The organism is Vibrio hyugaensis (assembly GCF_002906655.1).
GTDB classification, from domain to species: domain Bacteria; phylum Pseudomonadota; class Gammaproteobacteria; order Enterobacterales; family Vibrionaceae; genus Vibrio; species Vibrio hyugaensis.
The window spans coordinates 1,553,537-1,578,586 of sequence record NZ_CP025795.1 but is presented as its reverse complement, the minus strand read 5'-3'; the positions used below and the strand labels follow the sequence as shown (position 1 = coordinate 1,578,586).

At 43.8% G+C, this 25,050-nt stretch carries 24 protein-coding genes and 1 pseudogene; 17 read left to right on the top strand and 8 right to left on the bottom strand.

The annotated features are described in order from the left end of the window. Positions 1 to 147: 147 nt before the first annotated feature. From C1S74_RS24080 to C1S74_RS24065, 4 genes are all read left to right on the top strand, one after another. Complete coding sequence (locus C1S74_RS24080; protein ID WP_038877644.1) at positions 148 to 603, top strand: Lrp/AsnC family transcriptional regulator; 456 nt, start codon at positions 148 to 150, stop codon at positions 601 to 603. Beyond that, positions 600 to 977, top strand: a complete 378-nt coding sequence (locus C1S74_RS24075; RefSeq protein WP_045398437.1) for a nuclear transport factor 2 family protein — start codon at positions 600 to 602, stop codon at positions 975 to 977. Before C1S74_RS24080 ends, C1S74_RS24075 begins: the two co-directional genes overlap by 4 nt. Then, on the top strand, positions 967 to 1,881 hold the full coding sequence (locus tag C1S74_RS24070; protein WP_045398434.1) for a LysR family transcriptional regulator: 915 nt from the start codon (positions 967 to 969) through the stop codon (positions 1,879 to 1,881). Before C1S74_RS24075 ends, C1S74_RS24070 begins: the two co-directional genes overlap by 11 nt. 108 nt (positions 1,882 to 1,989) lie before the next feature. After that, positions 1,990 to 2,604, top strand: coding sequence for a LysE family translocator (locus tag C1S74_RS24065; RefSeq protein ID WP_005433441.1), 615 nt, complete (start codon positions 1,990 to 1,992; stop codon positions 2,602 to 2,604). A gap of 158 nt (positions 2,605 to 2,762) precedes the next feature. Here C1S74_RS24065 and C1S74_RS24060 read toward each other — a convergent pair whose 3' ends face one another. Continuing rightward, positions 2,763 to 2,984 (bottom strand): hypothetical protein, encoded by a 222-nt coding sequence (locus C1S74_RS24060; protein ID WP_005442428.1) that lies wholly within the window; start codon positions 2,982 to 2,984, stop codon positions 2,763 to 2,765. A 257-nt stretch (positions 2,985 to 3,241) separates the two neighbouring features. Then, positions 3,242 to 4,675: a glyceraldehyde-3-phosphate dehydrogenase gene (locus C1S74_RS24055; RefSeq protein WP_045398432.1), complete on the bottom strand. Its 1,434-nt coding sequence runs from the start codon at positions 4,673 to 4,675 to the stop codon at positions 3,242 to 3,244. Positions 4,676 to 5,303: 628 nt separating this feature from the next. On the opposite strand from C1S74_RS24055, the gene C1S74_RS24050 reads away from it, so the two are divergent. Both C1S74_RS24050 and C1S74_RS24045 read left to right on the top strand, forming a co-directional pair. Then, the gene (locus C1S74_RS24050) at positions 5,304 to 7,940 is read left to right on the top strand and encodes a hybrid sensor histidine kinase/response regulator (protein ID WP_045398430.1); all 2,637 of its coding nucleotides are present in this window, start codon (positions 5,304 to 5,306) and stop codon (positions 7,938 to 7,940) included. A gap of 52 nt (positions 7,941 to 7,992) precedes the next feature. Continuing rightward, a complete protein-coding gene (locus C1S74_RS24045) occupies positions 7,993 to 8,985 on the top strand; it encodes a Gfo/Idh/MocA family protein (RefSeq protein ID WP_045398429.1) in 993 nt (330 codons plus the stop codon). A gap of 91 nt (positions 8,986 to 9,076) precedes the next feature. Here the strand turns inward: C1S74_RS24045 and C1S74_RS24040 are convergent. Beyond that, positions 9,077 to 10,415 (bottom strand): annotated as a pseudogene (locus C1S74_RS24040) (MATE family efflux transporter). Between the two features lie 123 nt (positions 10,416 to 10,538). Next, positions 10,539 to 10,853: a DUF496 family protein gene (locus C1S74_RS24035; protein ID WP_005373603.1), complete on the bottom strand. Its 315-nt coding sequence runs from the start codon at positions 10,851 to 10,853 to the stop codon at positions 10,539 to 10,541. A 239-nt stretch (positions 10,854 to 11,092) separates the two neighbouring features. On the opposite strand from C1S74_RS24035, the gene C1S74_RS24030 reads away from it, so the two are divergent. The 5 genes from C1S74_RS24030 to luxQ all read left to right on the top strand — a co-directional run bounded on the left by C1S74_RS24030 (position 11,093) and on the right by luxQ (position 16,369). Beyond that, positions 11,093 to 11,296 carry a hypothetical protein gene (locus tag C1S74_RS24030; RefSeq protein ID WP_231565440.1) on the top strand — a complete coding sequence of 68 codons (204 nt, stop codon included), beginning with the start codon at positions 11,093 to 11,095 and terminating at the stop codon, positions 11,294 to 11,296. Positions 11,297 to 11,389: 93 nt separating this feature from the next. Next, positions 11,390 to 12,043 carry a YceH family protein gene (locus tag C1S74_RS24025; protein WP_045398425.1) on the top strand — a complete coding sequence of 218 codons (654 nt, stop codon included), beginning with the start codon at positions 11,390 to 11,392 and terminating at the stop codon, positions 12,041 to 12,043. Next, positions 12,040 to 12,366, top strand: coding sequence for a GIY-YIG nuclease family protein (locus C1S74_RS24020; RefSeq protein WP_045398423.1), 327 nt, complete (start codon positions 12,040 to 12,042; stop codon positions 12,364 to 12,366). Before C1S74_RS24025 ends, C1S74_RS24020 begins: the two co-directional genes overlap by 4 nt. Positions 12,367 to 12,695: 329 nt before the next feature. Beyond that, on the top strand, positions 12,696 to 13,793 hold the full coding sequence (locus C1S74_RS24015; protein ID WP_045398420.1) for an autoinducer 2-binding periplasmic protein LuxP: 1,098 nt from the start codon (positions 12,696 to 12,698) through the stop codon (positions 13,791 to 13,793). After that, the gene (luxQ, locus tag C1S74_RS24010; RefSeq protein WP_045398417.1) at positions 13,793 to 16,369 is read left to right on the top strand and encodes a quorum-sensing autoinducer 2 sensor kinase/phosphatase LuxQ; all 2,577 of its coding nucleotides are present in this window, start codon (positions 13,793 to 13,795) and stop codon (positions 16,367 to 16,369) included. The genes C1S74_RS24015 and luxQ overlap by 1 nt, the downstream gene beginning before the upstream one ends. A gap of 58 nt (positions 16,370 to 16,427) precedes the next feature. On the opposite strand, the gene C1S74_RS24005 is transcribed toward luxQ, so the two are convergent. Both C1S74_RS24005 and C1S74_RS24000 read right to left on the bottom strand, forming a co-directional pair. Beyond that, on the bottom strand, positions 16,428 to 17,090 hold the full coding sequence (locus tag C1S74_RS24005) for a flagellar brake protein (RefSeq protein ID WP_045398415.1): 663 nt from the start codon (positions 17,088 to 17,090) through the stop codon (positions 16,428 to 16,430). A 94-nt stretch (positions 17,091 to 17,184) separates the two neighbouring features. After that, positions 17,185 to 18,111 carry a DMT family transporter gene (locus C1S74_RS24000; protein WP_045398919.1) on the bottom strand — a complete coding sequence of 309 codons (927 nt, stop codon included), beginning with the start codon at positions 18,109 to 18,111 and terminating at the stop codon, positions 17,185 to 17,187. 148 nt (positions 18,112 to 18,259) lie between these two features. On the opposite strand from C1S74_RS24000, the gene C1S74_RS23995 reads away from it, so the two are divergent. Both C1S74_RS23995 and C1S74_RS23990 read left to right on the top strand, forming a co-directional pair. Next, positions 18,260 to 18,721: an Lrp/AsnC family transcriptional regulator gene (locus C1S74_RS23995; protein ID WP_042604487.1), complete on the top strand. Its 462-nt coding sequence runs from the start codon at positions 18,260 to 18,262 to the stop codon at positions 18,719 to 18,721. 42 nt (positions 18,722 to 18,763) lie between these two features. Beyond that, a complete protein-coding gene (locus tag C1S74_RS23990) occupies positions 18,764 to 19,372 on the top strand; it encodes a class I SAM-dependent methyltransferase (RefSeq protein ID WP_045398412.1) in 609 nt (202 codons plus the stop codon). A 477-nt stretch (positions 19,373 to 19,849) separates the two neighbouring features. Here the strand turns inward: C1S74_RS23990 and C1S74_RS23980 are convergent, their stop codons facing one another. Further along, positions 19,850 to 20,398 carry a hypothetical protein gene (locus C1S74_RS23980; protein WP_045398410.1) on the bottom strand — a complete coding sequence of 183 codons (549 nt, stop codon included), beginning with the start codon at positions 20,396 to 20,398 and terminating at the stop codon, positions 19,850 to 19,852. Positions 20,399 to 20,480: 82 nt separating this feature from the next. Between C1S74_RS23980 and C1S74_RS23975 the strand changes: the two genes are divergently transcribed. The 4 genes from C1S74_RS23975 (at position 20,481) to secF (ending at position 24,684) form a co-directional block, all read left to right on the top strand. Next, the gene (locus tag C1S74_RS23975; RefSeq protein ID WP_045398407.1) at positions 20,481 to 21,149 is read left to right on the top strand and encodes an SH3 domain-containing protein; all 669 of its coding nucleotides are present in this window, start codon (positions 20,481 to 20,483) and stop codon (positions 21,147 to 21,149) included. Between the two features lie 143 nt (positions 21,150 to 21,292). Beyond that, positions 21,293 to 21,772, top strand: coding sequence for a hypothetical protein (locus C1S74_RS23970; protein ID WP_045398405.1), 480 nt, complete (start codon positions 21,293 to 21,295; stop codon positions 21,770 to 21,772). A 167-nt stretch (positions 21,773 to 21,939) separates the two neighbouring features. Further along, complete coding sequence (gene secD / locus C1S74_RS23965) at positions 21,940 to 23,778, top strand: protein translocase subunit SecD (protein WP_045398402.1); 1,839 nt, start codon at positions 21,940 to 21,942, stop codon at positions 23,776 to 23,778. A 3-nt stretch (positions 23,779 to 23,781) separates the two neighbouring features. Continuing rightward, positions 23,782 to 24,684, top strand: a complete 903-nt coding sequence (gene secF, locus C1S74_RS23960; RefSeq protein ID WP_045398400.1) for a protein translocase subunit SecF — start codon at positions 23,782 to 23,784, stop codon at positions 24,682 to 24,684. A gap of 98 nt (positions 24,685 to 24,782) precedes the next feature. Here the strand turns inward: secF and C1S74_RS23955 are convergent, their stop codons facing one another. Then, positions 24,783 to 25,049: a hypothetical protein gene (locus C1S74_RS23955; RefSeq protein ID WP_045398917.1), complete on the bottom strand. Its 267-nt coding sequence runs from the start codon at positions 25,047 to 25,049 to the stop codon at positions 24,783 to 24,785. Position 25,050: the final 1 nt, after the last annotated feature.

Sequence of the window (25,050 nt, the reverse complement as noted above, 5' to 3'; positions counted from 1 at the left end):
GCCACAAGCATATCTAAATTCTGCACAGCAAAATGATGTTGTCGACCGTCAAAATGACGGTTGTTTTGCCGATAAACCGCAAATTGTCGGTTTTCAATAAGTTGTAATTGAGTAGAATGGCAAAATTAAGGAAAGCTTGGTGATGTTATGGACAAATTTGATCATCAGATCATAGACCTATTACGGCAGAACGCCCGTCTCTCTATTACTGAAATCTCAGAGCAAGTTAGCCTGTCACGTTCAGCTGTGACAGCTCGGATCAAAAAGCTTGAAAATGACCAAGTCATCCTTGGCTATCATGCCGATATTGCGATATCTAAAGAGTCGACGATTTGTGCTTACATGGCACTCAAATTTGATACCTCCGCTTCTAGCCATCATTGCGACAATTACGCTAATGATCTGTATAAAATTGATGGTGTTAAATGGTGTCACGCTATTAGTGGTGAAACCGATATGATGCTGTTTGTCGAAGTACCTAATATCGCGCGTCTCAACGAGATTCGAGATTATATCCAAAGCTATCCAGAGCTTCGTAACGTGATGACACATACCGTGTTAACGGAGTTTTTCAATACCACAGGGAGTAAGTTTGTAAAATGAACGAAAAAGACATCGTCCTCAATTTTTGGAACGTAATGGCAAGCAATGACTTCTATGCGGCGGCAGAGTGTCTGTCAGCTGACTGCGCCGTGATTTGGCCATTAACTAAAGAAGTGATTCGAGGTAGAAAAAACTTTGCAGAGCTCAATTCAGCTTATCCTGCGGACGGGAAATGGACCTTTACTATCGAACGCGTCGTGGCTGATGCTGATCAAGTCGTTACCGATGTGATCGTTAGCGATGGTGCACGTTCGGATAGGGTAATTACTTTTCATACTGTCCGTGATGGCCTGATTTGCAAACAAGTGGAATACTGGCCGGAAGATTACGCCGCGGCAGATTGGCGTGCTCAATGGGTTGAGCGTGCTGAATAACATCAACCTGAATCTACTGCGCTCTTTACATGTCCTACTTGAAGAGTGCCATGTGAGCAGAACCGCCGAGCGTTTACATATCACCCAGTCGGCGGTAAGTCGCCAATTAGCGCAATTACGTGAATTGTGCGGCGACCCTTTATTGGTTCGACAGGGTAACCAACTGATTCCAACACCAAGAGCGCGACTTCTTAAAGAGAAGTTGGATGACTTGTTAGCTGAGTTCGACCATCTGCTCGATGACAAGCCTTTTGAACCAGCAGATTGGAAAGGGGAGTTAGTATTCGCATCGAGTGATTATGTCGCCCAATACGTACTCCCTGACATTGCCTCTCACCTCAGTGGCTTTGCTCCTCAATTGGATATGGCGTACCGACTGTGGCAGCCAGACTTTCTAGATAAGCTTCATGAGACTGGCATTCATATCGCGTCTTCCATGTATCCAGAAAAACCTCAGGGCGTATCCAGTGTGAAGATTGGTGAAGACTCATCAGTTTGTTTGATGAAAGCTTCTCATCCGTTAGCAAAGCAAGACAGTATCAGTGTTGAAGATTTAATTTCTTACTCCCACATTAAAGTCACAGGCGGTGGGGACAAAGATTCGTACACCGACTTAGCATTAAGAGAGCTAGGGCATACACGGCATATCACCTTCAAGGTGCCTTTCTTTTCTGCTGCTATCAATCGCTTAGTTTCTAGTGAACACTTGATGGTGGTTCCAGAACATATTGCGGTCAATCTCGCGAAGCATTGGGACTTAGCCCACAAGGCACTGCCGCTCGAAACACCTATTCATCAGTATTGGTTAATGTGGCATCCAAAATACGATACGGATCCAGCGCACAAATGGGTGCGCGAAGAGATTCGTTCGGTCATGCAGATTTCAGAGTATTCCATCCGATAATAAATGCATTATTGGGTTATGATTTGAAGTCATGGCTAGTATGAAAAACTTTGATTTCTAATTATACCCATTCCGTTGATAGATTAGCGTCAAAGAGGGGAGATTCTTATGACACTAACAGTTTGGTTATCACTTTTTACCGTGTGTTTATTAGGGGCAATGTCGCCAGGTCCGAGTTTAGCGATTGTTGCTAAGCACTCGTTAGCTGGTGGCCGCGTGAATGGTTTGGCTACCGCATGGGCGCACGCGTTTGGTATTGGCATCTATGCGTTCATTACCTTGATTGGTTTGGCGGTGGTACTTCAACAAAGTCCGCTGCTATTTAAGACTATCAGTTTGGCAGGTGCAGCTTACTTGGCGTATCTCGGTTTCAATGCCTTGCGCTCAAAGGGTGGAGTGGCAGCGAAGCTAGAATCTGGTGAAGAGACGACGGTTTTACAATCGGCGCGAGAAGGCTTTCTTATTTCGATTCTAAGCCCGAAAATCGCGCTGTTCTTTATCGCACTGTTCAGCCAATTTGTTGCGCTAGGTAATGATCTGAGTAACCAAATGATTATTGTGGCGACACCGTTCGTCGTCGATGGTTTGTGGTACACCTTCATCACATTGGTGCTGTCGAACTCGCGCGTTGTGGACCGTATTCGCTCAAAAGCGGTACTGATTGACCGACTATCCGGCATCGTTTTAATGCTATTGGCGGTGCGGGTGGTTGTGACGATTTAATTAAGCTGAACGCATTGTTTAAAAAGCAGAAAGGCTACCGCGATGGTAGCCTTTCTTGTATATGGCAGACAAAAAAACATCCTAACTCTTAACGAGATAGGATGTCAGCAAAGAAGGTTGCTCAGGAACATAGGGGGAGTGTGGAACCTTCAGAAACGCTAGCGACGAACTTCTTCAAACTCGCCTTCAATCGCGTCGGATTTGCCCGTATTGAATTCATATTCTTCATGCATTTCTTGTTGCATTTGCTTCACGCGCTTTTCAATACGTTTACCAGTGATCAGGGCTGCGATGGTCAAAGGAATCGCCATGATTAGGCTAAATACCAAAGTAAAAAAGCCAGTAATCAGTGCTAGTGCAGTAACGATAATTCGATTCATAATCATGACCTCTCTTTCAATCTATGTGTTCATATTAATGATCTGAACATGAACGAAACATGAATATACCGTTCAACTTAGTCGGTTAATGTCTGAACAATGTAAAACCGTCTGAAAAACGAAAAAACGCCTGAGGGTCATCAGGCGTATAAGCGGGGAAGAGATATTAGTACTGCGCAAGGCGCTTATTATTCAAAACAAATGTTGGGGTGTTGCTCGTTACCCGTTGTGGTTAACGTTGTGGAGCAAGGTTCACCTTATCGAGGGAATGTCTGGTAACGAACACCCATCATTTGTTCCATACAGTGCACAACCTGGCAGCTGTAACCGAATTCGTTGTCATACCAGATGTACAGTACACAACGCTTGTCTTGTGCGATGGTCGCTTGCCCGTCTACCACACCTGCGTGGCGAGAGCCTACCAAGTCGCTTGATACGATTTCTGTCGAGTCCGTGTAATCGATTTGCGCAGAAAGCTCAGAGTTCAGTGCCATCTCACGCAGATATTCGTTCAGAGAATCACGATCGACATCTTCACCTAAGTTTAGGTTCGCAACGGCCATCGACACATTTGGCGTAGGGACACGAATCGAATTACCAGACAGCTTACCAGCAAGCTCAGGTAGTGCTTTTGCTACGGCTTTCGCTGCTCCAGTAGAAGTCAGAACCATGTTCAGCGACGCACTGCGACCACGACGATCACCAGAGTGGAAGTTATCGATCAAGTTTTGGTCGTTAGTGTAAGAGTGCACGGTTTCAATGTGACCAGAAAGTACACCGTACTTGTCATTCAGAGCTTTAAGGACCGGTGTGATTGCATTGGTTGTGCAGCTCGCTGCAGAGATAATGGTGTCGCCTTCTTGAATCACTGATTCATTCACACCAAATACCACGTTCTTAATATCGCCTTTACCTGGTGCAGTAAGCAGTACTTTTTCCGCGCCGTGACACGCTAGGTGTTGGCTTAGGCCTTCTGCATCGCGCCAAACGCCGGTGTTATCAACAACGAGCGCATTATTGATGCCGTAAGCAGAGTAGTCCACATCACTTGGGGTGTTTGCGTAAATGATTTGAATGTAGTTACCGTTGATGATGAGGGCTTTGCGCTCTTCATCAATCACGATACTGCCATTGAATTGGCCGTGTACAGAGTCACGACGTAATAGGCTAGCACGTTTTTCAAGGTCGCCTTTCTTACCACCGCGAACCACGATAGCGCGTAGGCGTAGTGGGTAACCTGGGCCACTCTTTTCAATCAACAGGCGAGTTAATAATCGTCCAATACGTCCGAAACCATAAAGAACCACATCACGTGCAGCTAGAGATGAGTCGGCATCACGAGCGCCTTGTAGCGCAGTGTGCAAGAAATCGTTTAGTGCGGCAGTGTCTTCGTGATCTTTCCAGTACATCCCAGCAAGTTGACCAACATCGACGCGGCAAGATGAGATGCTCATTTCGCACAATGCTTGGATGATTGGCATGGTTTGTTCAAGAGAAAGAGGGCTTCCAGTGTAACGTCTTGCAACGCGGTGAGTTTTGAGAATGTCGATGGTGGTGGCGTTGATAAGTGTCTTACCAAAAAGAACCACTTCGATTCCTTTTTGACGATATAGCTTACCAATAAGAGGGGAAATAGATTCAGCAATCGTTTGGCTCGTTTGCCAGTCTTGGAGATATTTCTCTGGACTCATTGTTGTTTTGGACCTTTCACGTTTTGGGGGCTGACCTTACTTTCAGCTGTTACCTCAACGGTAGAGCGTGAAGTGAGGGTGTTATGTAATTGGGTTGTAATAATTATGTGTGCGGATTGTACGGGTGGAGGTCTTATTCTGCTAGGAAAAATAATTCTAGTTGAAAGTGTTGCTAACACTCCAATTATTGGTTGGTTAGTGTGACTAAAGCCGTGCTTTATAGGGATTGACTTTTTATATACCACTAACTTAATTTGCGACAATAACGACCAGTTTCATGATCTACTGATGTAATAAAATATAAGATGGCAAGTTTTTGCGATGTGAATTTTTTTTAACACGCAAATGGTAAACATTAAGGTGATTTCAAAATTGCTTGGACTGTTTCTCTGTTCGTCGCAGTTGCTTTAACGAAATCTGTTTAAAATGAACCTACAAAAATTTGCAAGCAGTCACAGATTCAGGGGGTTCATCTTTGGCTAAATCGAAGGTTATTAGAGAAAAATGGACGTTATTAAGAGTAAGGGGAGGATGGAGTAGGGCCAAAACGTATCATCCGGGTTCATATTTAATCTATGAAAGTAGTCTAGTATTAATTCGAAAGCCTTTTATTAACTCGGGCAAACGGATGATAAAACCTTCAATAAAAATACGTTTAGCTCTACTCGCACTGTTACCCGCAGCGGTGATATGTGTGTTTGCCATTCATCAATTTACCGAGAATTCTCGGCAAGTGGCGCGCCTAAACCAGACTGTTAGTAATATTCAAGGTTTAAAATTGATTTCAGAAGCGTCCCATTTTGTTTATGAAATGGAAAAGGAGCGTCATCAATATGGTGAAGAACAACCTTTGCCAATAGAGGTTAAAGTCCAGCAAGGCAACGCTCTAGCACTCTACGAAGCATTTACCAGAAATAATCACACCAATGAGTATGCCAACGATTTAAAACTCGCTATGTTTCAAGTCATCGCCGGTGACCTGAAAGACAGTATAAATGCTGGAGATTGGTCATTTCAGCTGTTGCAAGAAATGTCAGAAGAGCTTATTCAACATTATCACTTATTCGACAGCGATGAAGCGCATTGGATGCAAGATTTCATTTCTTACCTTGCGCAACTCTCTTACTGGACGCAAAAGGAAGCTTGGTTGACTTACCGGTTGGTATTAGAACCGGACAGTTTGCCCAGCCAAAGTCTGTTTTTTCAGGCAATTGAGCGACAGCAACAAAGCTTAGAGGGCTTTTTAGATCTTGGTGCCTCGAATGAACAAGTCGAGAAGCTACTCAGTTTGTTTACTTCCCCGCGTTATTTATCGACTGTCGAATCTCGTAGTCGTTTACTGGCGGGAGAAATGTCGCAAACAGATTATGTTACTTATCTAAGAGGTTTAGATCATCGTGTTCAAAGGCTGCAAGTGATGACTGGTGGCTTCACCCAGCAAGTCGAAGATACACTGTTGGTGCAAGTTCGCTCCCAGAAACAAAGCATCATGTGGATGACATCCGGCGTGCTAGTGATCATTATCTTGTTGTGTTGGTTGGGTTTTAGTACATGGTATCGAGTCCACAGTAAGTTGGATTCGATGACTCACTCGCTTAATGCACTTATCCATGAAAATATCAAAGGTGAAAAAGTAGTGGTGGATGGCAATGATGAGTTCACAGTGTTTGCCAAACAAGTCAATCGGATGATAGAAGAACAACATCGTCAGACTCAAGAGATCTTACAAACCAAAGAGTCTGCTATTTCTGCCAACCGCGCTAAGTCTGTTTTCCTTGCCAGCATGTCCCATGAAATCAGAACACCTCTGAACGGTATTATTGGAATGACGGAGATCTTATCGCAGAGCGAGCTTTCTGATCATCAAAAAGAAGTGTTAACCGATATTGATACTTCCTCGCATACGTTGCTTACCTTGCTCAATGATATTCTAGATTTGTCTAAGATCGAATCGGGTCATTTACAGTTATCGCTTATCGAAACAGATATTCGAGAAGTTGTGTATCAATCGATGATTTTGTTTCAATCGAAAGCCACATCCAAGCAGCTGGAATTAAATATTAATCTCGACGAACGCATCCCTCCTCGCATCATGGTAGATGATCATCGTATCAAACAGATCCTCATGAATTTGGTTTCTAATGCGGTGAAGTTTACCCAAGAAGGGTACATTTCTATTGATATCGATTATCAAGAATCGACCACGCAAAAAAGCATTTTCTTGGTTTTTCGAGTGACCGACACCGGCGTTGGGGTTGAAAGCGACAAATTGGCGACGATCTTCGAGCCCTTCACACAAGAAGATGAAGGCATTTCGCGCCAGTTTGGTGGCACAGGATTAGGGTTGGCGATTTGTCGTCAATTAGTGGCAATGATGGGAGGAAAGCTCACGGCGACATCGACTAAAGGGCTGGGAACCAGTTTCGAATTTTCTATTGAGGTCGAGGTGTTGCCCGTTTTCGGCTGGCGATCTGAAGTCATCAGAACAGGGTTGCTCATTGCGGACCACTATGCTTATACGGAGCAGATTATCAAAGAATGTCGCCTCTCAGGTATTCAACTGAGTAATATTCATAGCCTGCAAGAAGTAGTCGCTCAAGACCATGAATTTGATGTTATCTTCTATTGTCATAATGGTAAGCAACATCTTGAGAATGCCATTGATGAGTTGAATAGGCATCTTGATATCAGCCGAGTCATTGTGTGTCAGCATCACCTTACCACTACTTATACCAATTCGGAACGCATCCATGCGGTGTTAACGCAGCCTTTCTTGGGGAACCGATTTAGACATGCCATTGACGAGCTCGCGCAAGTAGAACAAAATACTAAGAGTTACAATGTCACGTCGACAGCTGTCATACATAGCGTTAATCAATCCAGAACTCATCGTCGCATTTTGATAGCAGAAGATAATTTGATGAATCAGAAGATTGCTAGCTTCTTTCTTGATAAAGCCGGATACGATTATTTGATTGCCAGCAATGGACAAGAAGCCCTTGAAGCCATCACGAAAGGGGAGCAATTTGATGCCATTCTTATGGATTGTATGATGCCAGTGATGGATGGTTTAACCGCTACAAAAGAAATACGCCGTTGGGAAAAAGAGGTCGGCAGCGATAAGATCACCATCATTGCATTGACCGCGAGTGTATTAGAGGAAGATATTCAGAACTGCTTTGCGGCGGGCATGGATGCGTACTTACCGAAACCTTACAAATCGAACCAACTATTTGAGTTGTTTAACGAACTAAAGCTTGCTTAAATCGTTCTCACAAGCCTTTAAAGCTATAGAACGATAATGAAAAGGAAGTAACATGTTCAAACTTGCTGTGATTGGAACCAACTGGATCTCCCAACAATTTGTTGAGGCGGCCATTCAAAGTAAAGAATTTTGCCTACAAGCAGTGTATTCGCGCGATATTGATAAGGCTCGTTCATTTGGTGAATCTCATAACGCTGAGTCTTATTACGATTGTTTAGAATCATTGGGTAAAGATTCAGATATCGATGCGGTTTACATTGCTAGCCCTAACTCTTTTCATGCACCTCAAGCAATTCAAATGCTAAATGCTGGTAAGCACGTTATCTGTGAAAAGCCGATGGCGTCTAACTATCCTTTGGCACAAGCCATGTTTAAGGCCGCAGAAGCAAATAACATGGTGTTGTTTGAAGCCTTTATGTCGCCATACACACCTAACTTCAGCGTATTAAAAGAAAGTTTGCCTACTATCGCTCCCTTGCGTCATGCCACCATTAGCTATTGCCAATACTCCTCTCGTTACCAGAAATACCTAAATGGCGAGAACCCAAATACCTTCAATCCAGAGCTCTCTAATGGCTCGATCATGGACATTGGTTATTACTGTGTTGGTTCTGCGATTGAACTGTTTGGTGAGCCAAATAGTGTTCAAGCGAGTGCTCATCTCTTATCTTCAGGCGTTGATGGTTGTGGCAGCGTTACATTGGCTTACGATGGCTTTAATGTGAACCTGTTGCACTCGAAAGTGAGTGATTCACTCATTCCAAGTGAATTCCAAGGTGAGCAGGGCAGTGTGATTGTCGATATGATTGCGACAGGTCGTGGTGTTGAACGCATTCCGCGCGGTGAAGATAAAGAAGTCCTAACGCTGCCGCAAGAAGAGAACCACATGTTCTATGAAGCTCAAGCCTTTGCTAAACAACTTAAATTGGGTGTGATTGATGATCAAATGAAGCAGCGTTCATTGACCGTTGCAAAAGTACTGACCGAAGTAAGAAGGCAAACTGGCGTGGTTTTCCCTGCTGATAAGATGTCTTTACTTAGTTGAGGTTAGTTCGTTCAACTTCTCGTTTTTAAAACAACAAAGCCCTCGCCGTTGAAGTGAGGGCTTTGTTTTTCAGCGTTACTCGAAAGTGTCGTTACATTGAGACTTGTTGAGCTGAGAGCTTATTAAAGGTTTTTTGGTACGTAATATAAGCCGCGATTCCAGCCATAAGGTTACCAATACAAGCGCCAATCAGTAGACCTTGAATGCCTCCCGCCTGAGCCCCCACCCATAGACACGGTAGGAAGAACAAAAACAGGCGCAGGGCTGAGATGGTTAGTGCGGTATAAGATTTCCCCAGTGCGTTACAAATCGACACCATCAACATACACACCCCAAGCGAACCTAAACTGATTGGGACAATCATCAAGTGCATGTGCAAGACTTGTTCTACTTGAGTATCACTTGTCATAAGTAAGGCGAGTGGGTTAGCTGCGGCAAAGGTTACTAGCGCAATCAACAACTGGAAACCAAGGATGAACTTAACGGCAATAGACACCAACGCACGAATGTCGGTGTAGTTTTTCGCTCCTAATAAGCGTCCGACCATCGGCGGCATTGACATGGTCAACGCCAATACCGATACAATCGCAAAAAATTCATAGCGCGAGCCCAAAGCCCAAGACGCAACTGCCGCCGTACCAAAGCCAGCAAGCAGCTTGGTTGCTAGCATAGAGGAGAGAGGCGGCAGTAACTGGCTGATCATCGCTGGTCCCATAATGTTGCCAATCGATGTTACGCTCTTAAGCACATTTAAATCTTGCCATTGGAATGTGGCCCAATGGTTTTTTTTGAACACGGGGAGCGACTACCAATATACCGAAACCAAATGCAATGATGGTCGCGATTGCAGCTCCATTTATGCCCAAATCAAACGTGAAGATAAATAACGGATCTAGCACTAAGTTCACACCGCTAGTGACCATCATCATGGTGCCAGGTAGCATGGTGTTGCCATTTGCGCGACAAATGCTGTAGTAAAAGTAGAGAACAGCGCCGGTCCAAGAGCTCAATAGCCACCAAGGCCAATAGCTGTCGATGATTGGCATTACCGTTTCTGGTGCGCTTAATAGGGAAAGGATAGGGTAGCGTAACAACCAAATGAGTAGGCCAAATATCGCCACACCCACAGAACCAATCATTAAGACAAGGCCACCTAATTGCTTTGCGTAGCGGGTATCGTTTGCGCCCAATGCTTTTGAAATTACAGCGGTTGTTGCAATGCCAAGGCCGACTTGAATGCCGATAACCACCATTTGAAGTGGTAGAGTAAAGCCCTGTGCAGCGAGAGGCAGCACACCTAGTTGGCCGATGAAGGCGCTGTCGACTAGCTGAAAGCTCATCAACGACAACACACCAAAGAGCATTGGCCATGTCATAGTAAACAGTTGTTTTGCTAACGTCGGTTGTGCGTTAGAAGAAGTTGAAGGCATAGGAACGTTGAATGTTTTTGAAACTGAAGTTGATTTTATTGTACACAGTGTATAACAAAGAGACAAAAAGAAACCCCGAGCAAGTTATCCCTGCACGGGGTTGAATTCTGTAACTAATTCGACTTATTTTTTGCCGCTAGTTTGCTTGTCTTCTTCAGTCAGTTCACGGATACGACGGCTGATGTCACGACGCGCTTTAGAAATCTCTGCGCTCTTGATGATATGATCGTCAACGCGGTCTTCGTAATCTGCTTTCATGTTTTTGATGATTGCAACGATTTCGTCGTGAGTCATTTCTGGTTTGATGTAGTCTAGTAGGTTTTCTAGAAGGTCTACACGCTTACGGTTATCACGAACTTTTTTCTCGTTATCAAGCAGCTCACGTTTTAGTTTGTTTTTACGACGAGCTTGGTTAACGATTTCAAATACGCTACTCATGGTTCCCTTTCCTAATTTGTGAATATCTGACTCGATTAAAGCACAACATGTCGTAGCATAACAGTCTTTAGATCAAACGCGTGGCAGGGTTGAACATTTATCCACCAATTCTGATGTGTTGTTAACACTCGTTACTGAAAAGCTTGGACTATCGTTCACTGAAATGAACCGACTCGTTGTCATAGGGAGGTTGACGCTATATTATCAGCTTCATTCAACACAATATGATGAAGCTCGAAATGAACTCTGGTAATACAGCGGAGCAAGTCGAAAGCCAAGAGATAGAATCAACCACCGATTCATTGGCAGAGAAACTTAAAGCGGCTTACGTTACAGCAAGAACACAACTCGAAATCACAGAAGTCGAACTCAACCGTTCGAAGATAATGATGATTGATGAGAATGGAAAGATGACCAAAGTGTCGATCTTATCAGAGCATTAAGACCTAACCCGAATCGCAAAGGGTGTCAGGTCCATGCGCTATGCTTTAGCCTGATACCCAAATTCAAATGCAAAAATAATAAGGAAATGCATTATGAAAGTTGAGCTAACGGCAATTGAAGCACGAGTAATTGGTTGCTTGATCGAAAAAGAAGTCACCACCCCAGACCAATATCCCCTCAGCCTTAACGCACTTACGAATGCGTGCAATCAAAAAAGTAACCGTGAACCAGTCATGTCCTTATCTGAAGCTGACGTCCTTGATGCAGTAGATGCTCTGATTGAGCGTCGACTTGTAAGCGATGAAAGCAGTTTCAATAGTCGTGTTAGCAAATATCAGCATCGCTTCTGCAATACCGAATTCGGCGATTTGCAATTAAGCGCGCAAGAAAAAGGCATGGTGTGTTGCATGTTGTTGCGTGGCGCTCAAACGCCGGGTGAAATCCGTACGCGAACTAACCGTCTCGCAACTTTCAATGATGTGAAGGAAGTGGAAAACGTACTTGAGCTCCTAGCTAGCGAAGAAAGAGGCCCTCTTGTGGTGAAACTTCCTCGTGAAGCTGGCAAACGTGAGTCTCGCTACATGCACTTGTTCTGTGGAGAAGTTGACATGAGCGAATTGGCCGTGGCCGCATCTGCTCCTTCTTCTGCGGGCTCTGAACGCGTTGCTCAACTAGAGCAAGAAGTCGCGCAACTTCGTGAAGAGTTAGAGGCACTAAAAGCACAGGTTAAATCACTGCTTTCATGAGTGACGCTGCCGAGCAAAGCTGGAGTGTGTATCTGATACGAAACAACCGCAATGCCTTGTATTGCGGTGTGACGAACGATGTGCAACGACGCTTTAAACAGCATCAAAATGGTAAAGGTGCGAAAGCACTAAAAGGGAAGGGACCGCTTATACTGGAGTGGTCATCTTCTTTTGAAAACAAAAGCGTTGCGATGAAAGCAGAATATTTCATCAAACAACTGACCAAAGCAAAGAAAGAGCAATTGGTAAAAGAAGTCGCGGAGATCACTATCGACGATAACCAATCCCTTTCCTTTCAAATGCGTAAAGTTGGATTTCAATAAATTAGGATAAAGCAGCGCCATTTAAGCACTATTTAAAATTGGTTAGAAAATGCAAATTTGGGCTGTTAATCCAAGCTTTGATATCCCAACCAAATGTTTCTTTTGCAACAAGACAAACCGCCTTCAAATGGCGGTTTATTTTTGACTGGGGTGGGTATCATTTCAGGCGGTAGTAACACATAATACGGTAACGTCCGATAAGGCTTATCAGCAAGATTTATATAGAATCGGACAATTTATGGAAGATGTAATTATTAGGGTAAAGGATGACTCGGCTAGGTAATAATATAGAGCTGCGACATGCTCCATAAAAACTAAAAGAGCAACATATGAAAAAAGCGTTACTATTTTCTCTGATTTCTATGATCGGTTTTTCACCCATTTCAAATGCTACACAAGTGCTTAATGGCTATTGGGCGTACCAAGAGTTTCTCGATGAGTTTCCAGAGCAAAGAAAACTGACCAATGCCTTGGCAGAAGCGGTTCGTGAGCACCCTGTTCCATTCTCAAAAACGAGAAAGCGGCCATTGAAAATTTCGGTTGTGTATCCTGGTCAACAAGTGTCCGATTACTGGGTAAGAAACATTGCCGCGTTTGAAAAACGTTTAGATAAGTTGAACATCAACTATCAAATAAACCAAGTATTTACTCGTCCAAATGCGGATATCAAGCAACAAAGTTTGTCTTTGATGGAAGCGTTAAAAAGTAAGTCCGATTACTTAATCTTTACTTTGGATACCACCAGACACCGCAAGTTTGTTGAGCACGTTTTGGATTCAACAGATACTAAGTTAATTTTACAAAACATCACCACGCCTGTTCGTGCTTGGGATAAGCATCAACCATTCTTATATGTCGGTTTTGACCATGCGGAAGGTAGCCGAGAATTAGCAACGGAATTCGGAAAGTACTTCCCAAAACACACTTATTACAGCGTACTTTATTTCTCTGAGGGCTACATTAGCGACGTAAGAGGTGATACTTTTATTCACCAAGTTAACCGTGATAATAACTTTGAACTACAATCAGCGTACTACACGAAAGCGACAAAACAATCTGGGTACGATGCTGCGAAAGCGAGCTTAGCAAAATACCCAGATGTTGATTTTATTTACGCCTGCTCAACTGATGTGGCTTTAGGCGCTGTCGATGCACTGTCTGAGCTCGGTCGAGATGACATCATGGTCAACGGATGGGGTGGTGGCTCTGCAGAGCTTAATGCCATTCAAAAAGGTGACCTAGACATTACTGTGATGCGTATGAATGATGATACAGGGATCGCGATGGCAGAAGCCATTAAATGGGACTTGGAAGGAAAACCAGTTCCTACCGTTTATTCCGGTGATTTTGAAATTGTCACGAAAGCGGATTCACCGGAAAGAATCGAAGCACTTAAAAAGCGCGCATTTAGATACTCAGATAATTGATGACAACACGATCAGACCCAAACAAGCGTCGCTCTCTCGCGACGCTTATTACAAAGATCATCATTCTTGTCCTTGCTCCGATCATTCTAGGGATTTTCATTCAGAGCTATTACTTCTCCAAACAAATTATTTGGCAGGAAGTGGACAGGACTAAGCAGCAAACCTCCGCATTGATTCACAACATTTTTGATAGCCATTTTGCGGCGATTCAAATTCATCACGATAGCAATACGAAAAGTGAAGTGATCCGTAATTTTTACGCCGACCGAAATACGGACGCGTTAAATTTCTTTTTTCTCAGTATTGACCAAAGTGATCCGTCCCATACACCTGAGTTTCGCTTCCTGACTGATCACCAAGGCATCATTTGGGATGATGGAAATGCGCATTTTTACGGTGTGAATGACCTCATTCTCGATAGTCTGGCAAACCGCGTGACTTTTAGTAACAACTGGTATTACGTCAACGTGATGACTTCTATCGGCTCCAGGCACATGCTGATTCGTCGTGTTCCGGTTTTAGACCCTCCGACCGGGGAGGTGCTGGGCTTCTCGTTCAATGCGGTTGTTCTGGATAATAATTTCGCTTTAATGGATAAACTCAAAAGCGAAAGTAACGTCGATAACGTCCTCTTGATAGCGAATAATGCCCCACTAGCGAATTCTCTAATTGGGGATGAGTCATACAGTGTGGCTGACGTTTTGCAACGTAAAGGGTCACAACAAAAACTCGATAAATTGCTCGTGATTGAAACGCCAATTGAAGTCAATGCGGTGACCACTGAGCTTTGTTTACTTACCGTACAAGACAATCACAGTGTTGTGACACTGCAAATTCAACACATTTTAGCCATGTTGGCTTCCATTATCGGTATGGTCATGATTGCTTTACTGACCAAAGAATGGATAGAGAGCAAGGTATCGGCTCAACTGGAATCTCTAATGTCTTACACACGTTCAGCTCGAGAAGAGAAAGGGTTCGAACGATTTAACGGTTCGAACATTGAGGAGTTTGACCACATTGGTTCGACGTTGGAAAGTACCTTTGAAGAGTTAGAAGCGCAAAAGAAATCTTTCCGAGATCTCTTCAACTTCGCACTATCGCCGATCATGGTATGGTCGGAAGAAAGTATCTTGATTCAGATGAACCCTGCTGCTCGCAAAGAGTTGGTGATAGACGACGATCATGAAACCATGCATCCGGTTTTCCAGGGTTTCAAAGAGAAACTGACCCCACACCTGAAAATGGCTGCTCAAGGGGCGACATTGACAGGGGTTAACGTACCTATTGGCAACAAGATATACCGTTGGAATTTGTCGCCAATCCGGGTTGATGGTGATATCAGCGGCATTATCGTTCAGGGTCAAGATATCACGACCCTCATCGAAGCCGAAAAGCAGAGTAACATTGCACGGCGTGAGGCAGAGAAGTCCGCGCAAGCTCGTGCTGATTTCCTCGCAAAGATGAGCCATGAAATTCGAACGCCAATCAACGGTATTTTGGGTGTCGCACAGTTATTAAAAGACACGGTAGAAACCGAAGAACAGAAGAATCAAATCGATGTGCTTTGCCATAGTGGTGAGCATTTATTGGCAGTTTTGAATGATATCTTAGACTTTTCCAAGATTGAGCAAGGTAAGTTCAATATTCAAAAGCACCCGTTTTCGTTCAATGACACCATTCGCACGCTAGATAACATCTATCGTCCAATTTGTAATAACAAGAGCGTTGAACTCATCATTGAGAACAAGCTCGATCAAGATGTCGAGATCTTTACTGACCAAGTTCGACTCAATCAGATTTTGTTTAACTTGGTCAGTAATGCGGTGAAGTTCACACCATCAGGAAGCGTTCATCTAAAAGCAGAATTAGAGCAATTTTATGGCGCAGAGAACAGTGTCTTGGTTGTTGAGATCATCGATACAGGGATTGGTATTGAATCGGATAAGCTTGACCAAATGTTCGAACCTTTCGTTCAAGAAGAGGCAACAACCACACGTGAATATGGCGGCAGCGGCCTTGGATTGACGATTGTAAAAAACCTCGTCGATATGTTAGATGGTGACGTCCAAGTTCGTAGTAGTAAAGGGCATGGCACCACATTTGTCGTCACGTTACCTGTGAAAGACCGAGCGCGTGTACTTCGCCCATTGGATGCCAGTCAGCGTGTGAAACCAGAAGCCTTGTTTGATGAAAGCTTAAAAGTCTTGCTGGTGGAAGACAATCATACCAATGCCTTTATCCTTCAAGCATTTTGTAAGAAATACAAGATGCAGGTGGATTGGTCGAAAGACGGTTTAGAGGCAATGGAATATCTGTCTGACAATAATTACGATTTGATATTGATGGATAATCAACTGCCGCACCTTGGTGGTATCGAAACGACGCACGAGATACGTCAGAACTTACGACTGGGCACGCCTATTTACGCTTGTACTGCAGATACTGCAAAAGAAACCAGCGATGCATTTATGGCAGCAGGGGCGAACTATGTGCTGCTCAAGCCGATCAAAGAGAACGCATTGCACGAGGCATTTGTCGATTTCAAGCAGCGATTCTTAGTAGAAAGAACGTAATTAAAAACCGAAACAGAGGGGCGTAGTTGCCCCTTTTATCGTTGACACTACTGAGTAGTTATATTGTCGCTGCAGAAAAGGATTGTTCAAGCAGCTCTGTTTTGAGTTCTTCCGTCATATTCAAAGGTTCCGCAAATTGCACCCCAATAATCCAACCCTTGGCAAGCTTTTTAATGTTTGCAACGGAGCAGCGATTGTCATCATCAATATAACCACTTAGAGGTGAGTCTATCGTGATCCTATCACCTACTAAGAACTCTGGTTCTATCATGGTTGAGATCCCGCAACCGGATAGCGAGAAATCAATCAAGCAGCCTTCGTATTTATTGTTCATATGGTCGATAGCGCAATCCAGCTGTAGCTTGTAGCGTTCATGTTCTCGCACGGGCTTGGTCGCGAATGTGGCTGGAATACGAATAAACAACAACGGAGATGGACGTAGAATATTCATCAGAACGCTGGTTTTAAAAGCAATCACGTGTCCCAAATCCGTATCTGAAACGCCTCGGATGACCACATCGACATTGTTGAGCTTACGGAGTGCTTGTTCTTCCAGTAGGCGTGTTGGAATATCGAGAATGATATAAGCGTTTTCTTTCAATCCAATATAAGTCGCAGCGTAACTGTATTTTTCTTCCGAGCTGAACTCGAAGTTAACCCAGAGGCGCATTCCAGTTTTTAAAAATCGATGTAATTCGTCTTTGCTGTGAGTTGAAGGCATAACATCTGACGTTGTAATTTATTATGCTCAACAGGTTATCAAAACGCCGTTTTGGCTTTCAATAGTCGGAGACAAAAGTCATGCAATTTTATTCTTATCTGTGAACGGGGGGCTGATATTTTTGGCCAGGGTCTTGTTTCATTAAAACATTGCTTGCCACGATGCTGCCACACGTAACCAAAAAGAGTGCGCACCAAGTTAAGATGTCTGGTCTTTCATTGAAAACCGGTATCGCCAGCAAGGTCGCGAGCACAGGGGTTAAGGAACCAAAGGCTGCACTCGCTTCTGCCCCAATGTTTTTTACGGCATAGAGGAAAGTGAAAGAGGCAATTAACCCAGCCCCAATGCCTTGCAGTAAGATATGTCCAAGGAGTTCACTCCATGGCCATTTGCTTAAGGAGGTGATGGCGAGGTAACTGTCTGTCCAACCAAACCCGATGGCAACGATAAGCATCGCAAACGAGATGATCGATGCAAACCCAGCGCAAACCTGTGCACTCAAATTTGCTACACGAGCACTGATAGTAAACGTGGCCCACATCAAACTACCCAGCAAAAACAAAAAATGCCCTTTAAGTTGAGGCCAATTGTATTCACTTCCCAAATTGGACAATAAAAAAACAGCTATACCAAACAACACCGCCGAGAGACCAATAATTCGATGTCGGCTGAGTGGTTGTTGAAAGCAAATTACCGCGATAGCAGATACAAATAAAGGTAAGGTTCCAGGGACGAGAGCACTGCCATGCGCGACAGGGGCAAACTGCATTGCAGTGCCAACAATCAACAAGTAAGGCAAGCCACTGCCAAGAAGGATACCGAGGAGGTATTTGTTGGGGACCGCGCGCACGTGATCCATCGATTTGATGACGAATGGAAATAAGACTAAGGCCGGGACGAGAAATCGGGTGAGAGCAATGTCTGCTGGCTCAAGATTAGAAATCGCCCCGCCTTTGAGGGACAGAAAAAAACCAGCCCAAAGAAAAAGGGTGGTGAGCATCGCGGCGTATCCTAAAGCCATCATGTGTCCAATACTTTGTGAATAATGTGTTAATTATCGGATGAAAGTGACGATTAATGGTGGCAAACTATAGCGCTAGATTGCTAAATATTGATGATTTTAATCTCAATGAAAGCTTTTATTGGTGAAATTTGGCATGGATGATGGAATGGATAAAATAGATCGCCAATTACTTCATTTGATTCAACAAGACGCGACGATGACGACGAGTGAGCTTGCAGATAAAGTCGGACTCTCTGCCTCACCTTGTGCAAGAAGGATCAAACGGCTAGAGCAGGAGGGGGTCATTAGTGGTTATAGGGCAATGATTTCACGTGATAAAGCGGGCATCGCGATGACGGTGTTTGTTGAGGTCAGTTTGAATAATCACCAAGCAACCTCTATTGATGACTTTGAACAAGCCATCGGTGATATGGAAGAGGTCATCTCTTGTCATGTTGTTTCTGGGGCATACGACTATCTGCTCGAAGTAGTAAGCAAAGATCTGACGGGTTATGAGTCGTTTACTCGAAAATTACAGCGATTGGAAAATGTAAAAGACATCCACACGCACTTAGCCATTCGACAAGTGAAGGGTAATGGTAATCTTCCAATTTATACTCAAACTTAAGTTGATACTAAATCATAAAGTGATTTCGAAAGGTAAGTAAACATGAAGTGGTTAGATAGGCTGCGTATCGCTCATTATCACCGTAAACGATATAAGCAATTTGGTGACGACAAGGCAAAAACATTAGGTTGGCAGGACAAGTTTAGCCAAGTAAGTCGCTTTGAAGCCTTGTGTCATGATTTGCCGCTTGATGGTGCGAGCCTTGTAGATATCGGGTGTGGTTATGCTGATTTACTTGAATATTTAGAGCGAAAAGATATCTGCTTATCTGGCTATATCGGAATTGACCAGCAGAAGCAGTTCATTTCTGTGGCTAGGCAAAGAGTCTTTAAAACACACGCGGATTACATACGAGGAGACTTTTCCAAACTTGTGCTGCCGAGTGCGGACTATGTCTTGGCTTCTGGCTCTTTGAATTATCAATCAGCTAATCCAAATCATACTGTCGAGATGATTGAGAAGATGTATCGGGCGGCGAAGATAGCCTGTGCGTTTAACTTATTGGATGAAGCAAAGTTGCCGAGTATGAAGATGCTTGAATCGCACAACAAAGAGGGAATACTGCGTTATTGCCGACTGTTATGTCAGGACAGTTATTTGGTTGAAGGGTATTCCGAGCACGATTTCACTATTGTTATGCCAAAACATTAAATCGCCTTCCGTTTAGCGAACAATAAAAAACGGAGTCAGTTTCCTGACTCCGCTTGGTGATTCTTTTAAGCCTTATTGGTATTTGTATTTTGAGATCTCACAGTTACCTGTGTGTCTATCAACCTTAAATGAGAACGCGGCTGAATGGTATTCCCTCCCATCGCTCCAAATTGTCTCTCCGAAGATTTTACAAAGGTCCAGGTCACTGATTGAACCGAACTGTTTAACGTGCCTAACTACTGACAAAAACTTGGCTTTGGTAGCATTAGGACAATCCCTGTTACTTAATCGATTGATAACCATTTTTGTAGCATCATCTCCAGCCAAATGTGACTTTATATTAAATTTTGTTAATGGGTAAATTACCCAAAAACTGGTCGTAAGTAAAGCGTTATTGTGACGGATGTCTCTATAAAATGACCTGTTTGATTATTAATTGCTCAATTTGGAGGGGGAACAATCCCAATATGAACAGAATCAATCAGACCTGTTTCGTGCATAGTTAATAGCGTCGATTTCCATACCATATTGGTTGGCAAGCGTGAGGTACTTTCCGGCCAAAATTCGGAAGTCATTTTGCATTTCTAATGTATTGGTCAGATACCAGTTTGCGGTGATTTCGTTCGACTTAGTGCCTTCCTTTTGACAATAAAAGACAATGCGTTTCCAATTTTCAGCGATGGTTTGAGAGCGATGCATCAGGGCGTTTATAGCGCGGGACATTTCGATGAAATCTTCTCGTTGCTCCTTAGATTCCAACAATTGCTTTTTCAATCGGTTTTTATTGGAAGGCGTGCGCCAAAGATTGATTAATTCATCCGTTGAAAACGTTTGTGAGTACATCTTGCTATCGTTGTATTCTTGTAGCCTTTCATTAAATAAACGAGCATGTTCATTGTAATTGGACTCTAAACGACTGAATTGGGTAAGATTGTCATTCCACGAAGTGTGGTCACATTGAATATTGGGGAATGCTGGAAGTGGAACTAGGAGCAATATCAATATCCATTTGAGCTTGTTCATCATTGTTTTCACGTCAGTTATGCATCTGCTATCAGTATAGATGGTGTATCGACGTCGTTAACGTAAAGAAGAAAAGGAATAGGACATGAAGAAAGCACTGATTGCACTGGTCATTTTATTGCTGCTTGGAGGTGCTGGGGCAGGGTACTACTTCTTCTTTATGCAAAAAGACGAACCCGTCACTGAAGCGCCGCCTAAGCCTGAAAAAGAGGTGGAGCAGAAAGAGGAACCAAAACCTATTATGGACTTGGAAGGGCCTGCTCCAGAGATCACTGAATACTATGTCACAGATCGCCGCATCAACGTGTATAACAAACCCGATAACCAATCATTGATTGTTGATGCCTTGTATAAGGGTGAGAAAGTGTCGGTACTGGAGAAAGCAGATGGTTGGTTCCGCCTCTCGGATTACATTGTTTATGAAGAGGGTGGGGAAGAAACCGCAGAATGGGTAGACGCGAAAGGGCTATCCGATTCACAACCGGTTATTAAAGAACAAGAACGCTTGGAAATATTGGATAGTTACTTGCAAAAGTCCGATGATTTGAAAGTACACATAGATATGTTCCGAAATAAAACGCAGCAATTGCTTGATGACGAAACTTGTACACCTAGTGACTTCGAAGAACTTGGTGGTTGGGTTCGCTCTGTGACGTATAAAAAGCGCAATGTGTATTTCATATACTGCGGCGGTCTAGAACAAGAAAACAAAATCTATTTAGATGTCGATAAAGGTGAAATATTCTATCGATGAATGCCTGCTGAACGCTGGTGGATGTTGCTTTCCAAGGTTGGAAACAGAGATTTATAACTTTTTAGTTGTTAACTATAAGCAATAGGAATACTATCTCCGAGCTGAGTTGTAAACTCGGCTCGTTTTGTTTTAAGTGAGCTATCATGCCTTGGATTTACGTTAGAAAACTGTTTTTGCTGCTACTTGCAATGGTGCTGTCGCCAATGCAGGTTTCTGCTGCACAGTTAGAACATAAATCACACTTACCTCATTTCTCTAAGTTACAACCCTTTACGGTTGCTAACTCTGCAACGAACTCTCCGGTTGATATCTCCGAGCTGACAGAAGAGTCTACTCAGTCTCCAGTTTCAGAAGGGCACGCCAGCCAAGATTCATTTGCCATTTTTAACTCTCAACGTTGGACATCGCACCTGCGTGAGAATATCGACGACGAACATGTTGATTTCGTTGGCGACCTAACCAGCCCTTTTTATGCTGATGCTGGCTATGCTTATAGCCTAATGGACATCAGTTGGCGTCAAAACCAATCTACCTTTCATCATTTTGTTAGTGACCATCGCATTTCTGGTTGGAAAGAAACCAATGCCATGTACGTCGCCCTCAATAGTCAGTTTTCAGCTTAAACACCATCACTCTGCACATCTTGTGCATTCTTAACACGACAACATTTTTACAGGGCGAGTGATCGTTCTGCGCATTCCGTACCTGCGTTTTAGTTAGGTAATTGTTTTGTCGTGTCTTGAATCTAACTATTTGAATCTTCGCTGATTAGTGAAGGGATGATGTTTACATGAAGAAAACACCGAAACCACAAAAAACCAGAAAAGTGCTGAACCATTACTCAGCATGGAAATATGTCGTATTGATTACGACCGTTATCATCTTAACCCTGAGTGCAATCCCAACTTGGTTTGGTGAGCAACCTTCTATTCAGGTAACGTTTGCTGACCAAAACAACAGTGCGATGTCAGTGGTTCAATTGGATCAGCTATTAAAGTCGCATCACATTCCTGCGTCGAAGATCATTGAGAAAGACGGCCAAACTACAATCGTTTTCGATGGCGAAGATGCACAAAGTAAAGCGCGGGCTCTGTTAAACGAACAATTGAACAAAGACGACAGCATTACGTTCTCTTACGTATCGGTTGCACCAGAGTGGCTAAATGAAATGGGCTTTAGCCCAATCAAGCTGGGTCTGGACTTACGCGGTGGTGTGCAATTCCTACTGAACGTAGACGTAAATAAAGCATTTGAAGAACAACGTGATGCACTGATTGATGAAATCAAAGCTAGCCTACGTGAAGAGCGTGTTCGTGGTGTTCAGGTTCGTGCCGAAGCGGGCAACCACATTGCGGTAAACAGTGAAAATGAAGAAGGTTTGAAAGCAGCAAGCCAGTTTCTTCGTCAAAACTACCCCGGTTGGACAATGACGAGCACAGACCGTGGCTTTGAGCTTCAACCAAGTGAACAAAACATCCAAGAGTTCCAAACTACAACACTACAACAAAACTTGAAGATCATGCGCGGTCGTATCGAAGAACTTGGTATTACCGAGGCGATGGTTCAACGTCAAGGTAAAGAGAGCATTCGTATCGAGCTTCCTGGTGTTCAAGATCCTGCGCAAGCGAAAAACGTAATCGGTGCAACGGCTAGTCTTGCGTTCTACGAAGTAAAAGATGCAAGCCAAGCGCACAGTAGTCAAGATCTTGTCCTAAAAGATAACGATGGTCGTGCTGTGACTCTCGCTAAGCGTCCTGTTCTAACCGGTGAGCACATCGTTAACGCACGTGCTGGTGTTGATAAAATGGGCATGTCAGAAGTAAACATCTCACTAGACCATGCTGGTGGTAAGAAGATGAGCGACTTCTCGGCGACTCACATTGGTAAGCCAATGGCGACCGTATACCGTGAGTACAAGACAAATGAACGTGGCATGACAGAGCGTAGTGAGCGTGTCATCAGTGTGGCAACGATTCAATCTCAACTTGGTAGTCAATTCCGCATCACAGGTGCTGGCAGTATGGACGAAGCACAACAACTTGCGTTGCTTCTACGTGCGGGCTCTCTAACTGCGCCAGTAACGATTGTTGAAGAGCGCACGATTGGTGCTTCTCTTGGTGCAGAAAACATCCAAAACGGCTTTGCTGCGCTTGCGCTAGGTATGGGCTTAACGCTCACCTTTATGGCGCTTTGGTACCGTCGTTTAGGTTGGGTTGCAAACGTAGCACTTTGTGCAAACATGCTTTGTTTGCTTGGCTTAATCGCGCTGCTTCCAGGTGCGGTACTTACATTGCCTGGTATTGCCGGTTTGGTATTGACCGTAGGTATGGCAGTGGATACCAACGTAATTATCTTTGAACGTATTAAGGACAAAATGCGAGAGGGTCGCAGCTTCGCTCAAGCGATTGACCTCGGTTTTGACAGTGCATTTGCAACCATCCTTGATGCCAACATCACCACCATGATCACAGCAGTGATTCTATACGCGATCGGTAACGGTCCCATTCAGGGCTTTGCCTTAACACTAGGCTTGGGTTTGATGACTAGTATGTTTACTGGCGTATTCGCTTCTCGTGCAATGATTAATTTAATTTGGGGCCGCGATGGCCGTCGTGATGTAAGGGTTTAAATCATGGTTGAAATGCTAAAACAAAATATCCGTAAGATTCGTTACTTTACGACGTTTGTCTCTGTTGTTCTAACGGTCATTGCGCTGGTTGCCCTTGGTATGAAAGGGCTGAACCTAGGTCTCGATTTCACTGGTGGTATGGTTACCGAAGTGAAGGTTGATAAACAACTGACGAATCACGATTTACTGAATGCACTGCAACCAAAGCTAGGTGAATCAACATCAGTAACACGTTCAGGTGAGGATGGTCGTTGGGTTATTCGTTACTCAGCACCAACAGAGGGTCAAACTTTGCCAAGCGTGGCAGAGACGCTTAAGCCGATCTCACATGAAGTGAAAGTGGTAAGTAACAGTATCGTTGGGGCTCAAGTAGGGCAGGACCTGTTTGATCAAGGTGGTTTGGCACTATTGGTTTCAGTACTGACAATCCTTGGTTACTTGTGTTTCCGTTTCGAATGGCGCTTAGCAAGTGGTTCATTGTTCGCTCTAGCGCACGACGTTATTTTAGTTCTTGGTTTCTTTGCGATTACGCAAATGGAATTCAACTTAACGGTATTCGCAGCGATTCTCGCCATTCTCGGTTACTCGCTAAATGACTCGATTATCATTGCAGACCGAATTCGTGAGTTACTGGTTGCTAAGCAAAGTTGGAAAACGGAACAAATTAACGATGAAGCGGTACTGGCGACGTTCTCCCGTACTATGGTGACGTCTGGTACAACGCTTATCACTGTCGGAGCACTATGGATAATGGGGGGCTCAGCTCTTGCTGGTTTCTCAACAGCGATGTTCATTGGCGTACTATCGGGTACGTGGTCATCAATCTCAATTGGTACGGTTTTGCCGGAATGGCTGAAACTAGAACCAAAACACTACCTACCGGTAGAGATAGACACTGCGCCATAATGCTTGGTGTGTAAGGTAAAAGTGCTTGCGCCACTCAACTTGAGTGGCGCTTTTTTATCTAGAGAAACGAAAAACGAGAAACAAAATAGAAGAAGGTGTTACTTAACGCGCATTAGACGATGCTTCACTGAACCAAGATCGAACTCTATGATTTGGGAACGCTTCATCGATTCAACTTTGGTGAGCATGGCATCTTGATAATCTTTCTTCTTCATCCACTGTAATGGTTCCGAAAAGCTGTCCTCATTCACCACATAAGACTCGCCTTTGTGCTCTCCCGTATAGACGTTTACTACCCACACGCGAGCCTGAAAATCGAGTGCCTCACGAATGGTCTGTTTGAACTTATCTAAGATGTGTGTCATT